This window comes from Nocardioides sediminis (genome assembly GCF_003047295.1).
Lineage (GTDB): Bacteria > Actinomycetota > Actinomycetes > Propionibacteriales > Nocardioidaceae > Nocardioides > Nocardioides sediminis.
Genome location: NZ_PZYZ01000002.1, coordinates 95,684 through 112,840 on the forward strand (window position 1 = coordinate 95,684; position 17,157 = coordinate 112,840).

Sequence of the window (17,157 nt, forward strand, 5' to 3'; positions counted from 1 at the left end):
TACGACGTCAGCTCGCCGCGGCCCGCTGGCGGGCCCGGTAGGCCTTGACGTTGGCGCGCGAGGAGCACCGGTCCGAGCAGTAGCGTCGCGACTGGTTGGGCGAGGTGTCGACGAAGACGTGGGTGCAGGGGCTGGCGTGGCACACCCCGAGGCGCGTGGCCCCGAGGTCGCAGACCAGCGTGGCCAGGCCCATCAGGGACTCGCCGATGAGCAGCTCCGCCACGGTGGCCGCCCGGTTGGCCACGTGCATGTGCAGGTGGGCCGGGTCGTGCTCGCTGATCATCGGGGTGATCGGGTGCCGGGCCAGCAGGTCGTTGAGCCGCGAGACGACCGCGGACACCTCGCCCGCCTCCGAGGCCTCGAAGACCGGGCGCAGCGCGACCTGGAACTCCCGCAGCTCGGCCGCGTCGCCCGGCGTCACGGAGGCGTGCAACCAGCTGCGGTCGGCGAGGTGGTCGACCAGGCCGGCCCGGTCGGCGAGGTCCGCGTTGAGCAGCGCGGCCGACGCCTCGGCGTACCTGATGAAGTCCACGTCGCCAGCCTACGGACGGGCCGGGAGCGGAGCGACGGACGTGATGCGGTGCACGGCGAAGGCCCGGAGGTCGTCGGCCCGGTGGTCGTGCGCGGTGAGGCTCCCGCCCTCGAGGCGGACCGGGTCCACGACGCGGTCCGAGCGGGTGCCGTGGTTGTCCACGTAGCCGATGACCACGGTGCTGCCGGCCTCGATGGCCTCGCGCAGCGCGGCGAGGGCGCTCGACGGCGTCGTGCCGGCGGTCGGAGTCGCGGGACGGGAGGCGGTGGCGCGGTCGCCGCTGCGGATCGCGGACACGACCGCGGCGACGCCGGCCTGCGCGCGGGCCATCGCGGCGCCGCGGCTGCGGCCCGCTCGCGGCCGGCGGGCCCGCAGCAGGTCGCGCCGGGCGACGCGCACCGTGCCGTCGGGGGCCTCCACGACGGGCGCGGCCCCCAGGTCGCGGAGGCGGGGGAGGAGCACGTCGACCGGCGTCGTGCTGACCAGCACGGTCGGCGCGATCCTGCGCAGCCCCAGGGAGGCGGCCTGCGGGTGGTGCAGCAGCTCGGTCAGCGCGCCCTCGTCGTCCGCCCGCAGGAAAGACTCGGCCTGCCCGACGCGCACCGTGCCGAAGGTCCGCGACACGTCGTCGACCAGGTAGGTGAGCGGCTGGGGGACCGGGGTGCGCGACACCGACGCGACGAACTCGTGCACCTCGACGGCCGTCCAGCCCGCGTCGAAGGCACGACGCACCGAGCCGGGGGTGAAGCGGTAGACCGTGGCACCGCCGCGGGACTCCACGTCGGCGACGAGGTGCAGGGTGCGGGCCAGGTCGGCCTCGAGCGGCCCGGGGGCCACGGCGGTGAGGTCGGCCTGGACGAGCACGTGGTCGACGGGGTGCGGCAGGTGTGGGGTGATCGCGGCGACGGCCGCGTCGTGGTCGCCGGTCAGCACCGCCCGTCCCGCCTCCGACAGCGCCCCGGCGCCGGTGAGGCCGAGGGCCGCCGCCTCGTCGACCGCCGCGGCCACCAGCTCGCGGTGCACCGGCGGGCGCCGCGGTCGCCGCCACGCCACGCGCTGCACCACGGACGGCACCCCGGTGCCGGTGGCGAGCGCGGCCCCGGCCGGCAGCGCCGCCAGCTCCTCCAGCGCCAGCCGGCGTGCCTCGGGGGCCAGGACGCTGGCCAGGTCGGGGGCCAGGGCGTTCCACGTGCGGCCGCCGGAGTCGCGCGTGCCGATCAGCGACGCGATGCGGGTCGTCTCCAGCCAGGCCGAGACCAGTGCGGTCCACCGCTCGGCGACGGAGCCGGCCGACCAGGCGTCGAAGGCGTCCGTCGGCAGCCACACGGCGTCGCCGTCCTCGTCGGTGCCCTCGGTCAGCAGGCCGGCGATCGCGGCCAGCTCGACGAGCAGCCCGGCCTCGGGCTCGGTGACCTGCAGGTCGCGGGCGGTGGCCTTGAGGTCGCGCACGGCGAGCCCGCCGCCGCGCAGGACGCCCGGCGGCTCGAGCCCCCAGTGGTCCAGCACCAGCTCCACGCGTCGTACGGCCTCGAAGGCGGCGCCGGCCGCACTGCGCTCGACCAGCGCGACGTCGCGCTCGGTGGTGGCGACCTCGGGCACCTCGTCGCGGGGCGTGCGCGTCGTGCGACCGCCGCGGAGCGCCAGGCCGACCTCGCCGGGCAGCACCACGGTCGTGCCGTCGCGGGGGAGCAGCAGGCGGTGGGCGATGAGCTCCTCGGCCGGGGTGGCGGCGTCCGCCGCCGAGACCGTACGACGCGCGCTCCCGGTGGTGCCCTCGCCGCCGTGGTCGTCCACGTGGGCCAGCAGCGCGCGCGCCGCCGGCGACAGGGCCTCGATCCGTTCGGCCAGGGTGGCCGGGTCGGCCGGCTCGGGCGACATCGGGCGCAGGCCGCTGACCCCGGCGCTCTCGCCACCGCGCAGCGCGTCGGCCACGCCGCTCAGGGGCCGCAGCCCGCCCGGGGACTCCCAGACGAGCGCGAGGTCGAGGAGGCGGTCGAGCGCCGCGCCGGCCGCGGCCTCCTCGGCGTTGACCATCGAGACAAGTCGGTCCGAGGTGGTTTGACCTGCAACCACGAGGGCATCAAGGACCGAGAGCTCGAGGCGGGTGAGGCTGTCGAGCGCCCGGATGACAGAGCTGCGAGTGGCTGCCCGCGAGGCCAGCTGTGCGGAATCGTGAGGTGCAGGAGTGGCAAGGTCGGGACGTTCCGCGAGCAGCCGGGCGAGCCGCTCGTCCGGCCAGCCACGCAGCTGGTCGGCGAGCGTGCGTGGGGGCGCCGCCTGCTCTGTGCTCGACATCCCTTCTACGCTACTCGCCGAGCCCACCCCGGGGCTCATCGTCCACGAGCGCGAGGACAGGGCATGAAGCCGGTCGACCTGCACCACGGAGCCGCCACCGACGTCGGGCACGTCCGGACCGTCAACGAGGACTCGTTCCTGGTCGCGCCGCCGGTCTTCGTCGTCGCCGACGGGATGGGCGGCCACGCCGGCGGCGACGTCGCCAGCCGCATCGTCGTCGAGGAGTTCGCCCGGCTCGTCGAGCGCGGCTACGACCCGCGGCGCGGCGCCGAGCACGTCTCGGACACCATCGCCCGCGCGCAGGCCCGGATCGTCGAGTACGGCGAGGGCCAGCGCGCCGAGCACCCGCGCTGGCACGCAGGCACCACCGCGGTGGTGGCCGTCCTCGTCGACGACGCGGGCACCACCAAGTGGCTGCTGGCCAACCTCGGCGACTCCCGCATCTACCGCTTCGACGACGGCCGCCTCGACCAGGTGAGCGTCGACCACTCGGTGGTCCAGGAGCTCGTCGACGCGGGCAGCATCACCGCCGAGGAGGCCGCGGTCCACCCCGAGCGGCACGTGATCACCCGGGCCCTCGGCAGCCCCGAGGGCGTCCGGCCCGACTTCTTCCTGCTGCCGCTGTCCGCGGCCGAGCGGCTGCTGCTGTGCAGCGACGGCATCTCCGGGATGATCCCCGACTCCGAGATCGCCGCGATCCTCGACGCGGTCCACGACCCGCGCGACGCGGCGGACGCACTCGTGCGCGCGGCCCTCGACGCCGGCGGCCGCGACAACGCCACCGCCGTCGTCATCGATGTGGTGGGATTGGTGCACGACGACTCGTACGACTCCGAGCGCCAGCTCGCGAGTCTCGAAGACAAGTTGGGGGCCCGTCCGTGAGTGAGTCCACTGGTCATCCTCGGCAGCTGTCGACCGGGAGCTGGTACGCCGTCCTCGGCCACCGGGTCACCCTGCTGCTCCCCGGCGAGGAGCGGGCGCGCGTGGCCGGCCTCTGGGAGCTCGTCGACGGCGGCGCCGACTTCGACGAGGTGCTCGACGGACTGCTCGCCGGCGGGATCCGCGCGCTCGGCGGGTTCGTGCTCGTCGGCCACGGCGAGGGCACCCGCGCACTCGTCCGGGGAGGCGTGACGCTCACCCTGGCCACCGCCGACGGCGACGCGGTCGTCTCCGGCGACGGCGAGGGCATGTGGGCCGACCGGACCCTCCACGGCGTCACCGGCGGCGCGGTCGTCCTCGAGGGCGGCGGTCCCGCCGACCAGGTGCTGGTCTCCGGCATCGCGCGGGTCGGCTCCCTGTCCTTCGGGGACTCGGCCGGCGTCGACGGTGCCGGCGCGGTGACCCCGCCTGCCGATTCCCACGCTCCTCAGGAGGAGCCGGACCGGGCGGAGGAGTCCCGGCCCGTCGCCGAGCCGGTGGCACAGGCGCCCGAGCCCGAGCAGGCCGAGCCGAGCGAGCCGGTCGCGCCGTACGAGCCGGTCGCGGACGTCGTACCCATCGAGGCGGCGACCTCGGAGCCCACGACGGGAGCGCCCGAGACGGGCGAGCCCCTCACCTTCGGCGCCCCCACCGACGAGGACCCGACCCCGACCGGCGAGCAGCCGGCGATCGCGGAACCGCTCGCCGACGGCCACGCCGTCCTCGACGTCCATGACGGCAGGGACGACCACGACGGCCACACCACGGTCGGCCCGCCCGCGGACTCGTTCGTCCGCCCGGGCATCCCCGGCCAGGAGCTGGCCCCGCCGGTGGTCTCCCGGCCGGTCGCCAAGCTCGTGCTGTCCACCGGCGAGGTCGTGGAGGTCGACCGCACGATCGTCGTGGGCCGGGCTCCCGAGGCCCGCCGCTTCGCGTCGAGCGACCAGCCGCGCCTGGTCACCGTCGCGAGCCCCCAGCACGAGATCTCCTCGACCCACCTGGAGATCCGCCCGGGGGCCGGGGCCGACCACGGCAGCGCCGTCGTCACCGACCTGGGGTCGACCAACGGCACGGTGCTCGTCCAGCCGGGGCTCCCGCCCGAGGACCTCCAGGCCGGCATCGCCGTGTCGCTGATCCCCGGCGCGATCCTCGACCTCGGCGACGGCGTCACCATCCAGACCACCAACCCCTGACGCAGGACCGCACGTGACGCAGCAGCAGACCGAGGCCCCGGCCACCACCTACCCGATCGCCGGGCTGGAGCGACGGTTCTACGCCTTCGCGACAGACCGCCTCCTCACCTGGGGTGTCTACGTCCTGGTGGGCGTCGGCTCCTGGCTGGTGCTGGGTGACCGACCCTGGGCCGTCGTCGGCATCGTCGCGGGCGCGATGGTCCTGGGCTGGCTGGTCCTGGCCGTGATGACCGGGGTGTCGGGCAGCACGCCGGGCAAGTCCGCCGTCGGCCTGCGGGTCGTGCACCACGGCACCGGTACGCCGATCGGCGTAGGACCCGCGCTGGTCCGCTCCCTGGTGGTCGCGGCCGCCTCACTGCCCACGTTCGGGATCGGCCTGGCGACGCTCGCGTGGACCGCCGTGGAGGACCGCGGCCGGCAGCGCCGCGGCTGGCACGACCACCTTGCCTCGTCGGTCGTCGTGGACGTCCGGCCGGTCGAGGTGGTCGCCGAGTCCGTCGACGAGAGCCCGCGGCACGTCGTCAACCTGACCGCCATGCGGCTGGTCCCCGCTCCCGCTGTCGAGACCCCGGTCTTCCAGGCGCCGCCGCCCATGACGCGGCCGGCACCCGAGTCCCGCCCCGCCCCGACCCACGCGCCGGCTCCGACACCCGCCCCGGCACCCGCCCCGGCGGCCCGCCGGGCGCACCCGGCGCCGGGCGGCACGGCCGAGGCCCCCGCGACGCCCCGGCCCGCGACCCCACAGCTCCCGGCCACCCCGGCAGTGGCGCACCACCAGCAGCAGCCCCCCTCGGCCCCCGCACCCCAGCAGCCGGTCATCCACCGCCCGCCGGTCGACGACCCGGGGCGGACCGTCGTCCGTCCCCGGCCCGGAGCGGCGGCCGGACCGGGACCGAGCACGCACACCGGGCCGCGATGGCGGGTGCGGTTCGACGACGGCCAGACCTTCGTCGTCGAGGGCATGGTGCTCGTCGGTCGGCGACCCGAGCCGCGCGCCGGCGAGGCGGTGTGGCACCTGGTCCCGCTCACCTCGGCCGACATGTCGGTGTCCAAGACGCACGCCCAGTTCGCCCCGGCCCCCGACGGGGCGCTCGTGGTGATGGACCGCGGCTCGACCAACGGCTCCACGCTCACCCGTCAGGGCGTCGCCCGGCAGCTCTCGCCGGGGAAGCCCGCCACGCTGGTCGACGGCGACACGGTCACCTTCGGGGACCGGTCGATGGAGGTGCGCCGGGAGGCGTGACCCGGCTTAGCCCGGGGTCGGGCTCAGCGGGTGATGGCCACCGGCACCCGGGTCACCGACCCGCGTGCGCCCCGCCACCGGATCCAGCCGTCGTCCACGTGGCCCGGGGTGGAGGGACCGGTGACGGTGATGCGGAACGTCGCCGTCTCGCCCGGGCTCAGGCGCGCCGCCAGCGGGGTGACCCGCACCCGGTGGCGGGTGAAGCCGATCGCCTGCGCGGAGAAGTACTCCGCTCGCGAGCCGAGGTTGGTCACGCGGCGGGTGACCGACCCGGTGGCGCGCACCAGGACCGAGGACTGGTTGAGGTCGCCCCAGGAGCCGGACTCGAGGACCTCGCGGTAGCGCGGCGTACGCACCACCAGCGCGAGCCGCGCACCGCGCACGTCGGCGCCGGCGCGGCCGCCGCCCTGGCGCAGCACCGACTCCGTGCCGAGGGGGACCGCGGTGGTCGCGAGCACCGAGCGCACCACGGGCGCCCGCCAGTCGTGGCGCGAGCGCAGCAGCGCGGCGGCACCGGCCACCCGGGCCGCGGCCGCCGAGGTGCCACCGAACATCGCCCAGCCCCGCTGGTCGGGGACGGCCCCGAGGACGCCGTCGCCCACCGCGACGACGTCGGGCTTGATCACGCTGGACCGCGGGTCGCCCGAGGGGGACCAGGCCGCGGTGCGCCCGGCGACGGGTGAGGGGGCGACGCCCGACATCCGGATCGAGGTGCGGTCGTGGCTGCGCACCCACCGCGTGAGGCGCTGCGCGTCCGGCGCGCTGAGCTGGACCGTGGGGACGGCGTGGAAGTCGTCGACGACCGGGCCCGGTCGCACGTTGCCGAGCACCATGGCCACGCCGTCGGCCAGGGCCACGGCCTCGGACTTGTCGATGCGGCCGATGCCGCCGCGCTCGCAGTAGACGGCGCGGCCCGCGGTGGCGGCGGCGTCCAAGGACCCGGGACGGCACTGCGCGGCGTGGCGGCGGGTGGCGCCAGGGGCGGCCGCGTCGGCGCCCAGGACCAGGCGCGTGGGCGGTGACGTGCGGCGCGAGCGGCTCGCGCCGGTCAGTGTCGGGCCGCCGACCACGGAGACCCGGCCCTGCCAGACGCTGCCCAGCGAGGCGCCGACGGTGGTGACCCACGGGCTGCCGTGGGCGGCGTACTCCTCGCGACCGTCGTTGCCGGCGGCCGCCACGACCACGATGTCGGCCTCCGCGGCGCCCAGCAGGGCGCGCTCGACGGTGTCGGTGCCGGGCGGACCGGCGACGGCGAGGTCGAGCACGTCGACGCCGTCGGCGGTCGCCCGGTCGATGGCGCTGACCAGGTCGGCGGTGGCGCAGCCGTCGTCGCGGGGGTCGGGGGCGCCCCAGCAGGCCTTGTAGGGGGCGATCCGGGCCTGCGGTGCGATGCCACCGAACTCGCCGATGGTGCGGCCCCGCATGCGCACGCTCACCCCGGCGTTGCCGGCGGCGACGGAGGCCACCTGCGTGCCGTGGCCGACCGCGTCGCGGGGGGAGAGGTGCTCCGAGGAGCGGATCCGCTCGGGACCGAAACCGGCGACCCACCAGCCGGAGGCGACGACCTTGCGGTTGCAGGTCGTGGCCGGCCAGTCCTCCCCGACCTCGCACGACCCGGCGAAGTCCTTCGGGCCGCGACCGAGACCGGGGACACCGGCGAAGAGGGGCGACTCGGGCGCGAGCCCGGAGTCGACGAGCCCGATCACCACCCCGGCACCTCCGGTGGCCCGAGGCTGCCGGACCTGCGCGGACGACGGCACCGGCGTGCGCCGGGCGGACATGGGCCGCACCGAGTTGGCCTCGACCGACGCCACCTCGGGGTCGGACTCCACGACCGCCACCTGCTCGGGCGTGAGCTCGACGGCGAAGCCGTTGAGGGCGGTGGTCCAGCGGTAGGTCGTCGTCGGGTTGCCCACCTTGGCCAGCACGGCGTCCTGGCGGGCGAGGAGCTCGCCCGGACCGGTGTCACCGCCCGACGTGCCCGGACCGGTCAGCGTGATGAGCTGCAGGGCCGGGACGCCCCCACCCTCCGCGCTCGCGGCGCCGCCGAGGGCGGTCGAGGCGAGGCCGGCGGCCACGCTCGCGAGCACGGCGAGGACCGCGGTGCGGCGCGGGCGTCCGCGGGGCGCTCGGGTGCGAGGCGCTCGGGTGCGAGGGTGGAGGAGCACGGCGGGGTCCGGATCATGGTCGTGGTCGGTGGAGCAGCAGTGCCCCATGGTGACGCGAGCGGCCCATCGTGTCAGGCAGTTCGGGACGTTTCAATGCGGAGACCGTCGCGCTGTGGACGGGGAACGGCGCCGTACGCTGGCGACATGACGTCCTCGCCCCCCGAGCTCGTGGTGGGCTTCGACCTCGACATGACCCTCATCGACACCGTCCCGGGCTTCGCGGCGACCCTGTCGGCCCTGGCGGGCGAGCTCGGCGTCGACCTGCCGATCGAGGAGATGACCGAGCGCCTAGGTCCTCCGCTCGACCACCTGCTGTCCCCCCACCTGGCGGAGGAGGCGGTCGCCCCGGCGATCGCCCGCTTCCGCGAGCTGTACGTCGACCACTCGATCCTGCCCGTCCCCGCGTTCGCCGGCGCGCACGAGTCCCTCGCCGCCGTACGCCGCCACCGCGGCCGGACCCTGCTGGTCACCGGCAAGTTCACCGCCAACGCCCACCGCCACGTCGACCACCTCGCGCTCGACGTCGACCTCGTCGCCGGCGAGGTGTGGGGCGTGGGCAAGGCCGCCGTGCTGCGCGAACAGGGTGCCTCGGTCTACGTCGGCGACCACGTGCACGACGTCGAGGGCGCACTGGCGGCGGGCGCGACGAGCGTCTCGGTGCTCACCGGTGGCTGCACGCGCGAGGAGCTCGTCGAGGCCGGCACCCACGTGGTGCTGGACTCGCTCGAGGACTTCCCGGCGTGGCTCGACGACCACGTGCTCGACCTGCGGCTGGCGGCGCTCGAGGCGAGGCTGCGCGAGCTCGGCTCCGTGGTCGTCGCCTTCAGCGGCGGCGCCGACAGCGCGCTGCTCCTCGCCGCGGCGGTGCGGACGCTGGGGACCGAGCGGGTCCTGGCCGCCACGGGCTACTCCGACTCGCTGCCGGCGGTCGAGCGCGACCCCGGCCGGGCCTTCGTCGAGTCGCTGGGCGTCCGGCTGCTCACCCCGCGGACCCACGAGATGGAGCGCGAGGGCTACCGCGCCAACTCCGGCGAGCGCTGCTACTTCTGCAAGGCGGAGCTGGTCGAGACGCTCCGCCCCCTGGCCGACGAGCACGGCATCGCGCACGTCGCCACCGGCACCAACGCCGACGACGCGGTGGCGGGCTTCCGGCCCGGCATCCGGGCCGCCGCCGAGCGGGGCGCGGTGACGCCGCTGCTCGACGCCGGCCTCAGCAAGGACGACGTACGCCGTGCCTCGCGTCGTTGGGGCCTGCCCACGTGGGACAAGCCGGCCGCCGCCTGCCTCTCCTCCCGCGTGGCCTACGGCGTCGAGGTGACCCCCCACCGGCTGGCGCGGGTGGAGCGAGCGGAGGCCGCGGTGCGCTCGGCGCTGGCCACCGCCGGCCTGGAGAGCCGTGACCTGCGGGTGCGCGACCTGGGGGAGCGGGCGAGCATCGAGCTCGATGCCGCGCTCGTCCGGGACCACCTGTCCGACGACTCGCCGGCGCGGGCCGCGGTGGTGGACGCGGTGCGGGGCGCCGGCTTCGCCCACGTGGACGTGGACCCGCGGGGGTTCCGGTCCGGGTCGCTCAACGAGGCGCTGGCCGCGGAATAGGGGTATCCGTTGGCGGGTTGTCCGTGCGCACACATAGTCTTTGCGCGCTCGGGCCCCCTGCCCCTGCGGCAGGTCGACGGCCTGCTCCCACGAAGACACCGCACGAATGAAGAGGTCGAGACCGTGCCCAGTGGCAAGGTGAAGTGGTTCGACGCCGACAAGGGCTTCGGGTTCCTCTCCCAGGACGGGGGACCGGACGTCTACGTGCACGCCGACGCGCTGCCGCAGGGCGTCTCGACCCTCAAGGCCGGCACGCGCGTCGAGTTCGGCATCGCCCAGGGGCGCCGCGGCGAGCAGGCCCTCCAGGTCCGCGTGCTCGACGCGCCGGCCTCGGTCAGCCGCAACCAGCGCAGCGCCCAGCGCAAGGACCCCGAGGTCATGGTCGGCATCGTCGAGGACCTGATCCGGCTGCTCGACGGCGTCGGCGAGACCTACCGCCACGGCCGCCACCCCGAGGCCAAGACCGCGCGTCCCACCGCCAAGCTGCTGCGGGCGCTGGCCGACGAGCTCGAGCTCTAGTCCGGCGCCCGGTCAGCGCGCCCCCGTGCCATGGTCGCCGGGGCCTCCCGGGCCGGGCGGGTGACGAGCACGTAGACGCCCCACGCCACCAGGACGCCGCAGGCGATCCCGAGGCCGAGGTGCGGCATCAGCGGCATCGCGATCCCGACGAAGCCGCCGATCACCCACGCCAGCTGCAGGGTGGTGTCGGAGCGCGCGAAGGCGCTGGCCTGGATCCGCTCGGGGACGTCGCGCTGGATGGTGGAGTCCAGCGACAGCTTGGCCAGCGACTGGGCCAGCCCCGCGGTGAGGCCGAGGACCGCCAGGGGGAGCAGGCCGTAGAACAGCGCGGCCACCAGGACGGCGACGACGTCGGCCACCAGGGCCAGCACCACGGTGAGGGCCGGGTCGAGGCGTCGCAGCAGGGAGCCGAGCGCGATCCCGAGCGTGTTGCCGAGGCCGGCCGCCCCGATGACCAGGCCCAGCAGCGCCTCGGGCCGCCAGTCGCTGATCGGGTTGTCGCGGAGCAGGAACGCCATGAACATGATGAGGAACCCACTCAGCCAGCGCGGCCCGCAGTTGGCCTTGAGGGCGAACGCCACGGCGGCAGGCACCCGGCGTCGGGCCGGCGTCGTCCGGGGGCCGGCGCTCGGCCCCGGCATGAGCGCGAGCTGTTCCTCGCCGATGCTGGAGTCGACCCGTTCGGGGAGCCGGATCGCCAGGACCGTGGCGACCACGAAGAGCACGAACGCGTAGCGCAGCGACCACTCCGACCCGGCCGTGGAGGCCAGCACCGCGACCGGCGCCGAGACGGTCGCGCCGACCACCCCCGCGAGCGAGACGCGGGCGTTGGCCTTGACCAGGGTGAGGGCGGGCGGCAGCAGGCGGGGGACCGCGGCGGCCCGCGTCACGCCGTACGCCTTGGACGCGATCAGCACGCCGAGCGCGGCGGGGAACAGCCACTGGGAGTCCGTGACGACCGCCGTCGCCAGCACCCAGCACAAGAACGCGCGGGTCGCCATCGTCGAGCCGATGGCCCAGCGGCGCCCGTGGCTGAACCGGTCGAGGAACGGGCCGATCAGGGGCGCGACGATGGCGAAGGGCAGCATCGTGAGGCCGAGGAAGAGCGCGACCTGGCTGCGCGCCTCGCCCGTTGGGACCTGGAAGAACAGCGTGCCGGCCAGCGAGATCGCGACGGCGGCGTCGCCCGCGGCGTTGAAGGCGTGGAGCCCGATGAGGCGGGAGAGGCCGGAGTCGCCCGCGCCCTCCGCGCGCGCCGCGCGCCGCGCCTGCTCCACCGTCCAGCGGCTCGCCCGGCCCGTGGCCCGGCCCGCGCCGGCCATCCCTCGGCCCACGCCGCCGCCCGCCGCGCGCACCCCGCGACCGGCGCTGCCCAGGCGCGCCCGACCGGTCCTGTCGCTGCGCTGGTCGTGGTCGGCGGTCATGTCCCCATCCTGCCGTGTGGCATGGGCCAATCCTGCCCTGCAGGTGCTCCACGGGTGCGCAGCAGGACCCCGACGGACCCCGATGGGCCGGTCGACCTGACAGGAGCCACGGGGGTTTGTCATGATGCGCCGGTGATCGCCCTCGCCGAGTCCTCGCCCGACGCCACCCTGGCCGCGGCCAGCGACCTCGCGCGCACCGTGGTCCTCGACCTCGCCGACCCGGGCGACGTCGGCCAGCACCTGGGCGCCGAGAGCGAGGGAGAGCCCGTCCTCACCCACCTCTTCGAGTGCACGCGGGCCGGGTACGTCGGCTGGCGCTGGTCGGTCACCCTGTCCCGCGCCGAGGGCAGCAGCGAGCCCACCGTCAACGAGGTCGTCCTGATCCCCGGCGCCGAGGCGATCGTCGCGCCGCCCTGGGTCCCCTACAAGGAGCGGCTGCAGCCGGGCGACCTGTCTCCGGGCGACCTGCTCCCCGTCGAGGACGAGGACCCCCGGCTGGTGCCGACCTACTCCTTCGGCGACGACCCGCTCGACGCCGACGCCAAGGCGCAGGTGCGCCAGGTCGCCCAGGACCTCGGGCTCGGCCGGGTCCGCACCCTCTCGCCCGAGGGCATCGACATGGCCGCCGAGCGCTGGTACGCCGGTGACGGTGGCCCCGAGGCGCCCCTCGCGAAGAGCGCGCCGGAGTCGTGCTGGTCGTGCGGGTTCCTGGTGCGCCTGTCGGGACACCTCGCCGGCACCTTCGGCGTCTGCGCCAACGGCAACGCCAATGACGACGGCCGCGTGGTGTCCGTCGACCACGGGTGCGGCGCGCACTCGGAGGTCAAGCTGGCCCGCAAGCAGCAGCCGATCCCGGTCCCCGACCACGTCTTCGACACGCTGACCGACGACGAGCTCGAGACCCTCTGAGGGCGCTCGCTCAGCCCGGCCCCATCGGGTGGCCGGACGACGTCCCAGCGGTCGAGACGTCGTCCCGGGCGAGCAGCCACACGGCGTACGCCGGCGACGGCGGGTGCAGCTCGTAGGAGCCGAAGCGGGCGTCCACGCGCAGTCCGCTCGCGACGACGTCGGCGACGAACTCCTCGGGCGGGTAGTCGCGGGCCGCGGCAGGCCCGTCGAGCGGGTGGAAGCCGACCAGCACCCGTCCTCCCGCTGCCAGCATCGACCGCACCCGCGCCAGCACCGCGCGCTCGGTGTCCTCGGCCAGGAAGACCATCACGTTGCCGACCAGCACGACCAGGTCGAACTCGCCCTCCAGCGTGGCGTCGAGGACATCGGCGTGCTGGACCTCGAGGTCGGGGTAGGTGGCGCGAGCCTGTGCCACGAGCGCGGCATCGGGCTCCACCGCGACGACGTCGTGGCCCCGGGCCACGAGGGCGGCGGCCACGCGGCCCATGCCGGACCCGACGTCCAGGACCCGCGCGCCGCGGCCCAGCAGGCTGTCGGCCAGCCGCGCCTCGCCGTCGACGTCCTCGCCGTCGGCGACCAGCCGGCCGAACTTCTCGCCGTAGCCGCGGTTGCCGGGCCCAGCGAGCTCCCATCGGGTCGGTCGGGTCACGCCTCGTCCTGCATGGCGCGGGCCTTGCGGCGCCGGCGTACGTACTCCAGTCCGCACAGGCCCAGGCCGAAGCCGGCCAGGCAGGTCCAGAGCCACCACGTGCGGCCCGTGTCGGCCAGGGTGCCGTAGAAGGGCAGCAGCCCGAGGAAGGCCAGGAGCCAGAGCCCGACGCCGACCTCGACGGTCCGCACGCCGTCCACGTCGAGGGGTTCGACGTCGGCCACGATGTAGGTGCGGTTGCCGATCTCGTGCTGCGTCGGCTGCTCGTCCCTGAACTCCACGTCGCCACGCTAGCCGCTCGTCCCCGGGCGTCGGAACACCGCCGGGGCGCACTTCTGCCACACTGCCGCCGTGAGTGAGAAGACCCAGGCCGCGCAGCGGTCCCCCAAGTCGGGCCTCGACGGCTACTTCCAGATCAGCCAGCGCGGCTCGACGGTCGGCCGGGAGGTGCGCGGCGGCATCGTCACGTTCCTGACCATGGCCTACATCATCGTGCTCAACCCGCTGATCCTCGGTTTCGTCCCCGACTCGACCGGCGCGTTCCTCGGTGGCGGCACCGAGCCGGGCAGCGGGATCCCTGCCATCGCCGCGGGCACGGCGCTCATCGCGGGCCTGCTGACGATCCTGATGGGCGGGGTGGCCAACTTCCCGCTGGCGCTGGCGACCGGGCTCGGCCTCAACGCCTTCGTCGCCAACTCCATCGCCCGGCAGTCCACGTGGGGCGACGCGATGGGCCTGGTGGTCCTCGAGGGCATCGTGATCCTCGTCCTGGTGCTGACCGGCTTCCGCAAGGCGGTCTTCCACGCGGTGCCGCAGCAGCTGAAGGTCGCGATCTCGGTCGGGATCGGGTTGTTCATCGCCCTCATCGGCTTCGTCGACGCCCGGTTCATCACCCGCATCCCCGACGCCTTCCAGACCACCGTGCCCGTGCAGCTCGGCGCGGACGGCCACCTCGTGGGCTGGCCGGTGCTGGTCTTCTGCCTGGGCCTCGCGCTGATGGTCGCGCTGTGGGTGCGCAGGGTCCGCGGCGCGATCCTGATCTCCATCGTGGTCACCACGATCGTCGCGGTCATCGTGGAGGCGGTCGGCAACCTCGGCCCCGCATCCGCCGACAACCCGGGCGGCTGGTCGCTGAGCGTGCCCACCCTGAGCGGCGACGTCGTGGGACTGCCGACCTTCGACACGCTCGGCGAGTTCGACCTCTTCGGCGCCTTCACCACGATCGAGGGCGGCGTGCTCGCCGCCCTGCTGCTCGTCTTCTCGCTGCTGCTGGCGGACTTCTTCGACACCATGGGCACGATGACGGCCATCGGCGCCGAGGCCCGGCTCAACGACGAGGAGGGCACGCCGCCGCACGCGCAGCGCATCCTGGTCGTCGACTCGGTCGCCGCGATCGCCGGCGGCGCCGGCGGCGTCTCCTCCAACACGTCCTACATCGAGTCCGCCTCCGGGGTGGGGGAGGGCGCCCGCACGGGCCTGGCCTCCGTCGTCACCGGCGTGCTGTTCCTGCTCGCCACGTTCTTCACCCCGCTCGTCGCGGCGATCCCGTCCGAGGCGGCGGTGCCCGCCCTGGTCCTCGTCGGCTTCCTGATGATGCAGCAGGTCACCGAGATCGACTGGCGCGACACCGAGCTGGCCATCCCGGCCTTCCTCACCGTCGTGCTCATGCCGTTCACCTACTCGATCAGCGTCGGCATCGGCGCGGGCTTCGTGACCTTCGTCCTCATCAAGCTGGTCATGGGCAAGGTCCGTGACGTGCACCCGCTGATGTGGGTCGTGGCCGCCCTGTTCGTCGTCTACTTCGCCTACACGCCCATCAACGGCTGGCTCTCCTGATCCCTGGCGCCCCTCCCTGCCTCGAGCGGGGAGGGGCTTGCCTTGCCGGAATAGTTAGCACGGGTAATGAGTTAGGCTAACGACATGCCTACGACCGCAGCCGTTGCCCGCACGGACGCGGGGCTCGCCGCCGAGCTCCGTGTCGGAGTGATGCGCCTGCGGCGACGGCTCGCCAGCGAGCGACACCCCGACAACGACCTGAGCCTCGGCCAGATGGCGGTGCTCGGCCTGCTGTTCCGGCACGGCGACCAGACGGTCGGCGAGCTCGCCCGCCTCGAGCACGTGCAGCCGCCGTCCATGACGCGCACGGTGACCTGCCTGGAGGGCGAGGGCCTCGTCGTACGCCGCCCGCACGAGACCGACGGCCGCGTCGTCATCGTCTCCCTGACCGAGCAGGGCCGCCGCGTCGTCCTCGCCGACCGCAGGCGTCGCGACGCCTGGCTGGCCGTCCGGCTCACCCACCTGACCCCCGACGAGCGTGACGTCCTGCGCCGCGCCGCCCCCCTCCTCGACCGCCTCTCGCAGGCCGACTGACACCCAGGAGTCACCACGAGTCCCCGATTCCGCTCCCTCGCCAACCCCAACTACCGCCTGTACGCCGCCGGCGGTGTCGTGTCCAACACCGGCACCTGGATGCAGCGCGTCGCGCAGGACTGGCTGGTCCTCCAGCTCACCGCCAACAGCGGCGCCGCGCTCGGCATCACCACCGGGCTGCAGTTCCTGCCGTTCCTGCTCATCGCGCCCTTCGCCGGGCTCGTCGCCGACCGGATGCCCAAGCAGCGGCTGCTCCAGCTGACCAACCTCGGCATGGCCCTGCCCGCCGCCGTCCTCGGCCTGCTCGCCGTCACCGGCACCGCGCAGATCTGGCACGTCTACGTGCTGGCCTTCGTGCTCGGCACCGCGTCGGCCTTCGACGCGCCCGCACGCCAGTCCTTCGTCTCCGAGATCGTCGACCCCGACGACCTCACCAACGCCGTCGGCCTCAACTCCGCGAGCTTCAACGCCGCCCGCCTCGTGGGCCCGGCCGTCGCCGGCGTGCTCATCGCGGCCTTCGGCGGGGGAGCGGTGGCCACCGGCTGGGTCATCCTCATCAACGCCGTGTCGTACGTCGCCCCGGTCCTGGCCCTGCGCGGCATGGACGCCAGTGCCCTCGACTCGCCGGTGCCGACCAACCGCGGCCCCGGAGCGATCCGCGAGGGCGTCGCCTACGTCCGGGCCCGGCCCGACCTGCTGCTGATCCTGGCCATCGTGTTCAGCGCCGGGACGTTCGGCCTCAACTTCCAGATGACGTCGGCGCTGATGGCCACCGAGGTCTTCGGCAAGGGGCCGACCGAGTACGGGCTGCTCGGCACCTTCCTGGCGGTCGGCTCGCTGACCGGGGCGCTGGTCGCCGCCGGGCGCACCCGCGTGCGGCACCGGCTCGTGATCGGGGCGGGCCTGGTCTTCGGCACCGTGGTGACCATCGCCGGCCTCATGCCGTCCTACCTCACCTACGCCCTGGTGACGCCCCTGATCGGACTGAGTGCGCTCACCCTCATCACCAGTGCCAACGCCTACATGCAGCTGCACACCGAGCCGGGCATGCGGGGCCGGGTGATGGCGCTCTACATGATGATCTTCATGGGGGGCACGCCCGCCGGCGCGCCGGTGATCGGCTGGATCGGCGAGACGTTCGGCGCCCGCTGGACGCTGGTCCTCGGGGGGCTGCTGACCATCGCCGGGGTGGCGCTCGCGACCCTCCTCTTCGCCCGGGCCCGGGGCATCTCCGTGGTGCCGCAGCGTGCTCCCGCGACGGCCGGTCGCGCGGCCGACTGAGGTGGCCTGCTGGCGTTTTGACCCGCCTCGGGGCGGCCGGTAGATTGACTCCTCGTGTTT

The 17,157-nt window shown here is 74.8% G+C and carries 14 protein-coding genes and 1 pseudogene; 9 read left to right on the forward strand and 6 right to left on the reverse strand.

The features are described 5' to 3' along the window. Positions 1-7: 7 nt before the first annotated feature. Positions 8-532, reverse strand: a complete 525-nt coding sequence (locus DAI17_RS05255; RefSeq protein ID WP_107771872.1) for a CGNR zinc finger domain-containing protein — start codon at positions 530-532, stop codon at positions 8-10. A 9-nt stretch (positions 533-541) separates the two neighbouring features. Continuing rightward, complete coding sequence (locus DAI17_RS05260; protein ID WP_107771873.1) at positions 542-2,827, reverse strand: helicase C-terminal domain-containing protein; 2,286 nt, start codon at positions 2,825-2,827, stop codon at positions 542-544. Between the two features lie 63 nt (positions 2,828-2,890). Between DAI17_RS05260 and DAI17_RS05265 the strand changes: the two genes are divergently transcribed. Genes DAI17_RS05265 through DAI17_RS05275 form a run of 3 tightly spaced genes read left to right on the forward strand, consistent with a single transcriptional unit; the run spans position 2,891 to position 6,181 of the window. Next, positions 2,891-3,709: a PP2C family protein-serine/threonine phosphatase gene (locus tag DAI17_RS05265; RefSeq protein WP_107771874.1), complete on the forward strand. Its 819-nt coding sequence runs from the start codon at positions 2,891-2,893 to the stop codon at positions 3,707-3,709. Beyond that, the gene (locus tag DAI17_RS05270; protein ID WP_107771875.1) at positions 3,706-4,938 is read left to right on the forward strand and encodes an FHA domain-containing protein; all 1,233 of its coding nucleotides are present in this window, start codon (positions 3,706-3,708) and stop codon (positions 4,936-4,938) included. Before DAI17_RS05265 ends, DAI17_RS05270 begins: the two co-directional genes overlap by 4 nt. 13 nt (positions 4,939-4,951) lie before the next feature. After that, entirely contained in the window at positions 4,952-6,181 is a 1,230-nt protein-coding gene (locus tag DAI17_RS05275) for an RDD family protein (RefSeq protein WP_107771876.1), read from the forward strand. A gap of 23 nt (positions 6,182-6,204) precedes the next feature. Here the strand turns inward: DAI17_RS05275 and DAI17_RS05280 are convergent, their stop codons facing one another. Continuing rightward, positions 6,205-8,271 (reverse strand): S8 family serine peptidase, encoded by a 2,067-nt coding sequence (locus DAI17_RS05280; protein ID WP_159081363.1) that lies wholly within the window; start codon positions 8,269-8,271, stop codon positions 6,205-6,207. Between the two features lie 222 nt (positions 8,272-8,493). On the opposite strand from DAI17_RS05280, the gene larE reads away from it, so the two are divergent. Beyond that, on the forward strand, positions 8,494-9,945 hold the full coding sequence (gene larE / locus DAI17_RS05285; protein ID WP_107771878.1) for an ATP-dependent sacrificial sulfur transferase LarE: 1,452 nt from the start codon (positions 8,494-8,496) through the stop codon (positions 9,943-9,945). 123 nt (positions 9,946-10,068) lie between these two features. After that, positions 10,069-10,464, forward strand: coding sequence for a cold-shock protein (locus DAI17_RS05290; protein ID WP_107771879.1), 396 nt, complete (start codon positions 10,069-10,071; stop codon positions 10,462-10,464). Here the strand turns inward: DAI17_RS05290 and DAI17_RS05295 are convergent. Then, a complete protein-coding gene (locus DAI17_RS05295) occupies positions 10,461-11,888 on the reverse strand; it encodes an MFS transporter (RefSeq protein ID WP_234412249.1) in 1,428 nt (475 codons plus the stop codon). The two genes, DAI17_RS05290 and DAI17_RS05295, sit on opposite strands and share 4 nt — an antisense overlap. 132 nt (positions 11,889-12,020) lie before the next feature. Here DAI17_RS05295 and DAI17_RS05300 point away from each other — a divergent pair, with 132 nt between their 5' ends. Next, entirely contained in the window at positions 12,021-12,797 is a 777-nt protein-coding gene (locus tag DAI17_RS05300) for a DUF3027 domain-containing protein (protein WP_234412251.1), read from the forward strand. A 10-nt stretch (positions 12,798-12,807) separates the two neighbouring features. Here the strand turns inward: DAI17_RS05300 and DAI17_RS05305 are convergent, their stop codons facing one another. Both DAI17_RS05305 and DAI17_RS05310 read right to left on the reverse strand, forming a co-directional pair. Beyond that, positions 12,808-13,446, reverse strand: a complete 639-nt coding sequence (locus DAI17_RS05305; RefSeq protein ID WP_107771881.1) for a class I SAM-dependent methyltransferase — start codon at positions 13,444-13,446, stop codon at positions 12,808-12,810. Beyond that, positions 13,443-13,727 (reverse strand): DUF2530 domain-containing protein, encoded by a 285-nt coding sequence (locus DAI17_RS05310; protein WP_234412253.1) that lies wholly within the window; start codon positions 13,725-13,727, stop codon positions 13,443-13,445. Before DAI17_RS05310 ends, DAI17_RS05305 begins: the two co-directional genes overlap by 4 nt. A 70-nt stretch (positions 13,728-13,797) precedes the next feature. Between DAI17_RS05310 and DAI17_RS05315 the strand changes: the two genes are divergently transcribed. The 3 genes and pseudogenes from DAI17_RS05315 to DAI17_RS05325 form a co-directional block, all read left to right on the forward strand. Continuing rightward, positions 13,798-15,282, forward strand: a complete 1,485-nt coding sequence (locus tag DAI17_RS05315; RefSeq protein WP_107771882.1) for an NCS2 family permease — start codon at positions 13,798-13,800, stop codon at positions 15,280-15,282. Positions 15,283-15,366: 84 nt separating this feature from the next. Beyond that, on the forward strand, positions 15,367-15,816 hold the full coding sequence (locus DAI17_RS05320) for a MarR family winged helix-turn-helix transcriptional regulator (RefSeq protein ID WP_199904958.1): 450 nt from the start codon (positions 15,367-15,369) through the stop codon (positions 15,814-15,816). A 48-nt stretch (positions 15,817-15,864) separates the two neighbouring features. After that, positions 15,865-17,097 (forward strand): annotated as a pseudogene (locus tag DAI17_RS05325) (MFS transporter); the annotation flags it as partial. Between the last annotated feature and the right edge of the window lie 60 nt (positions 17,098-17,157).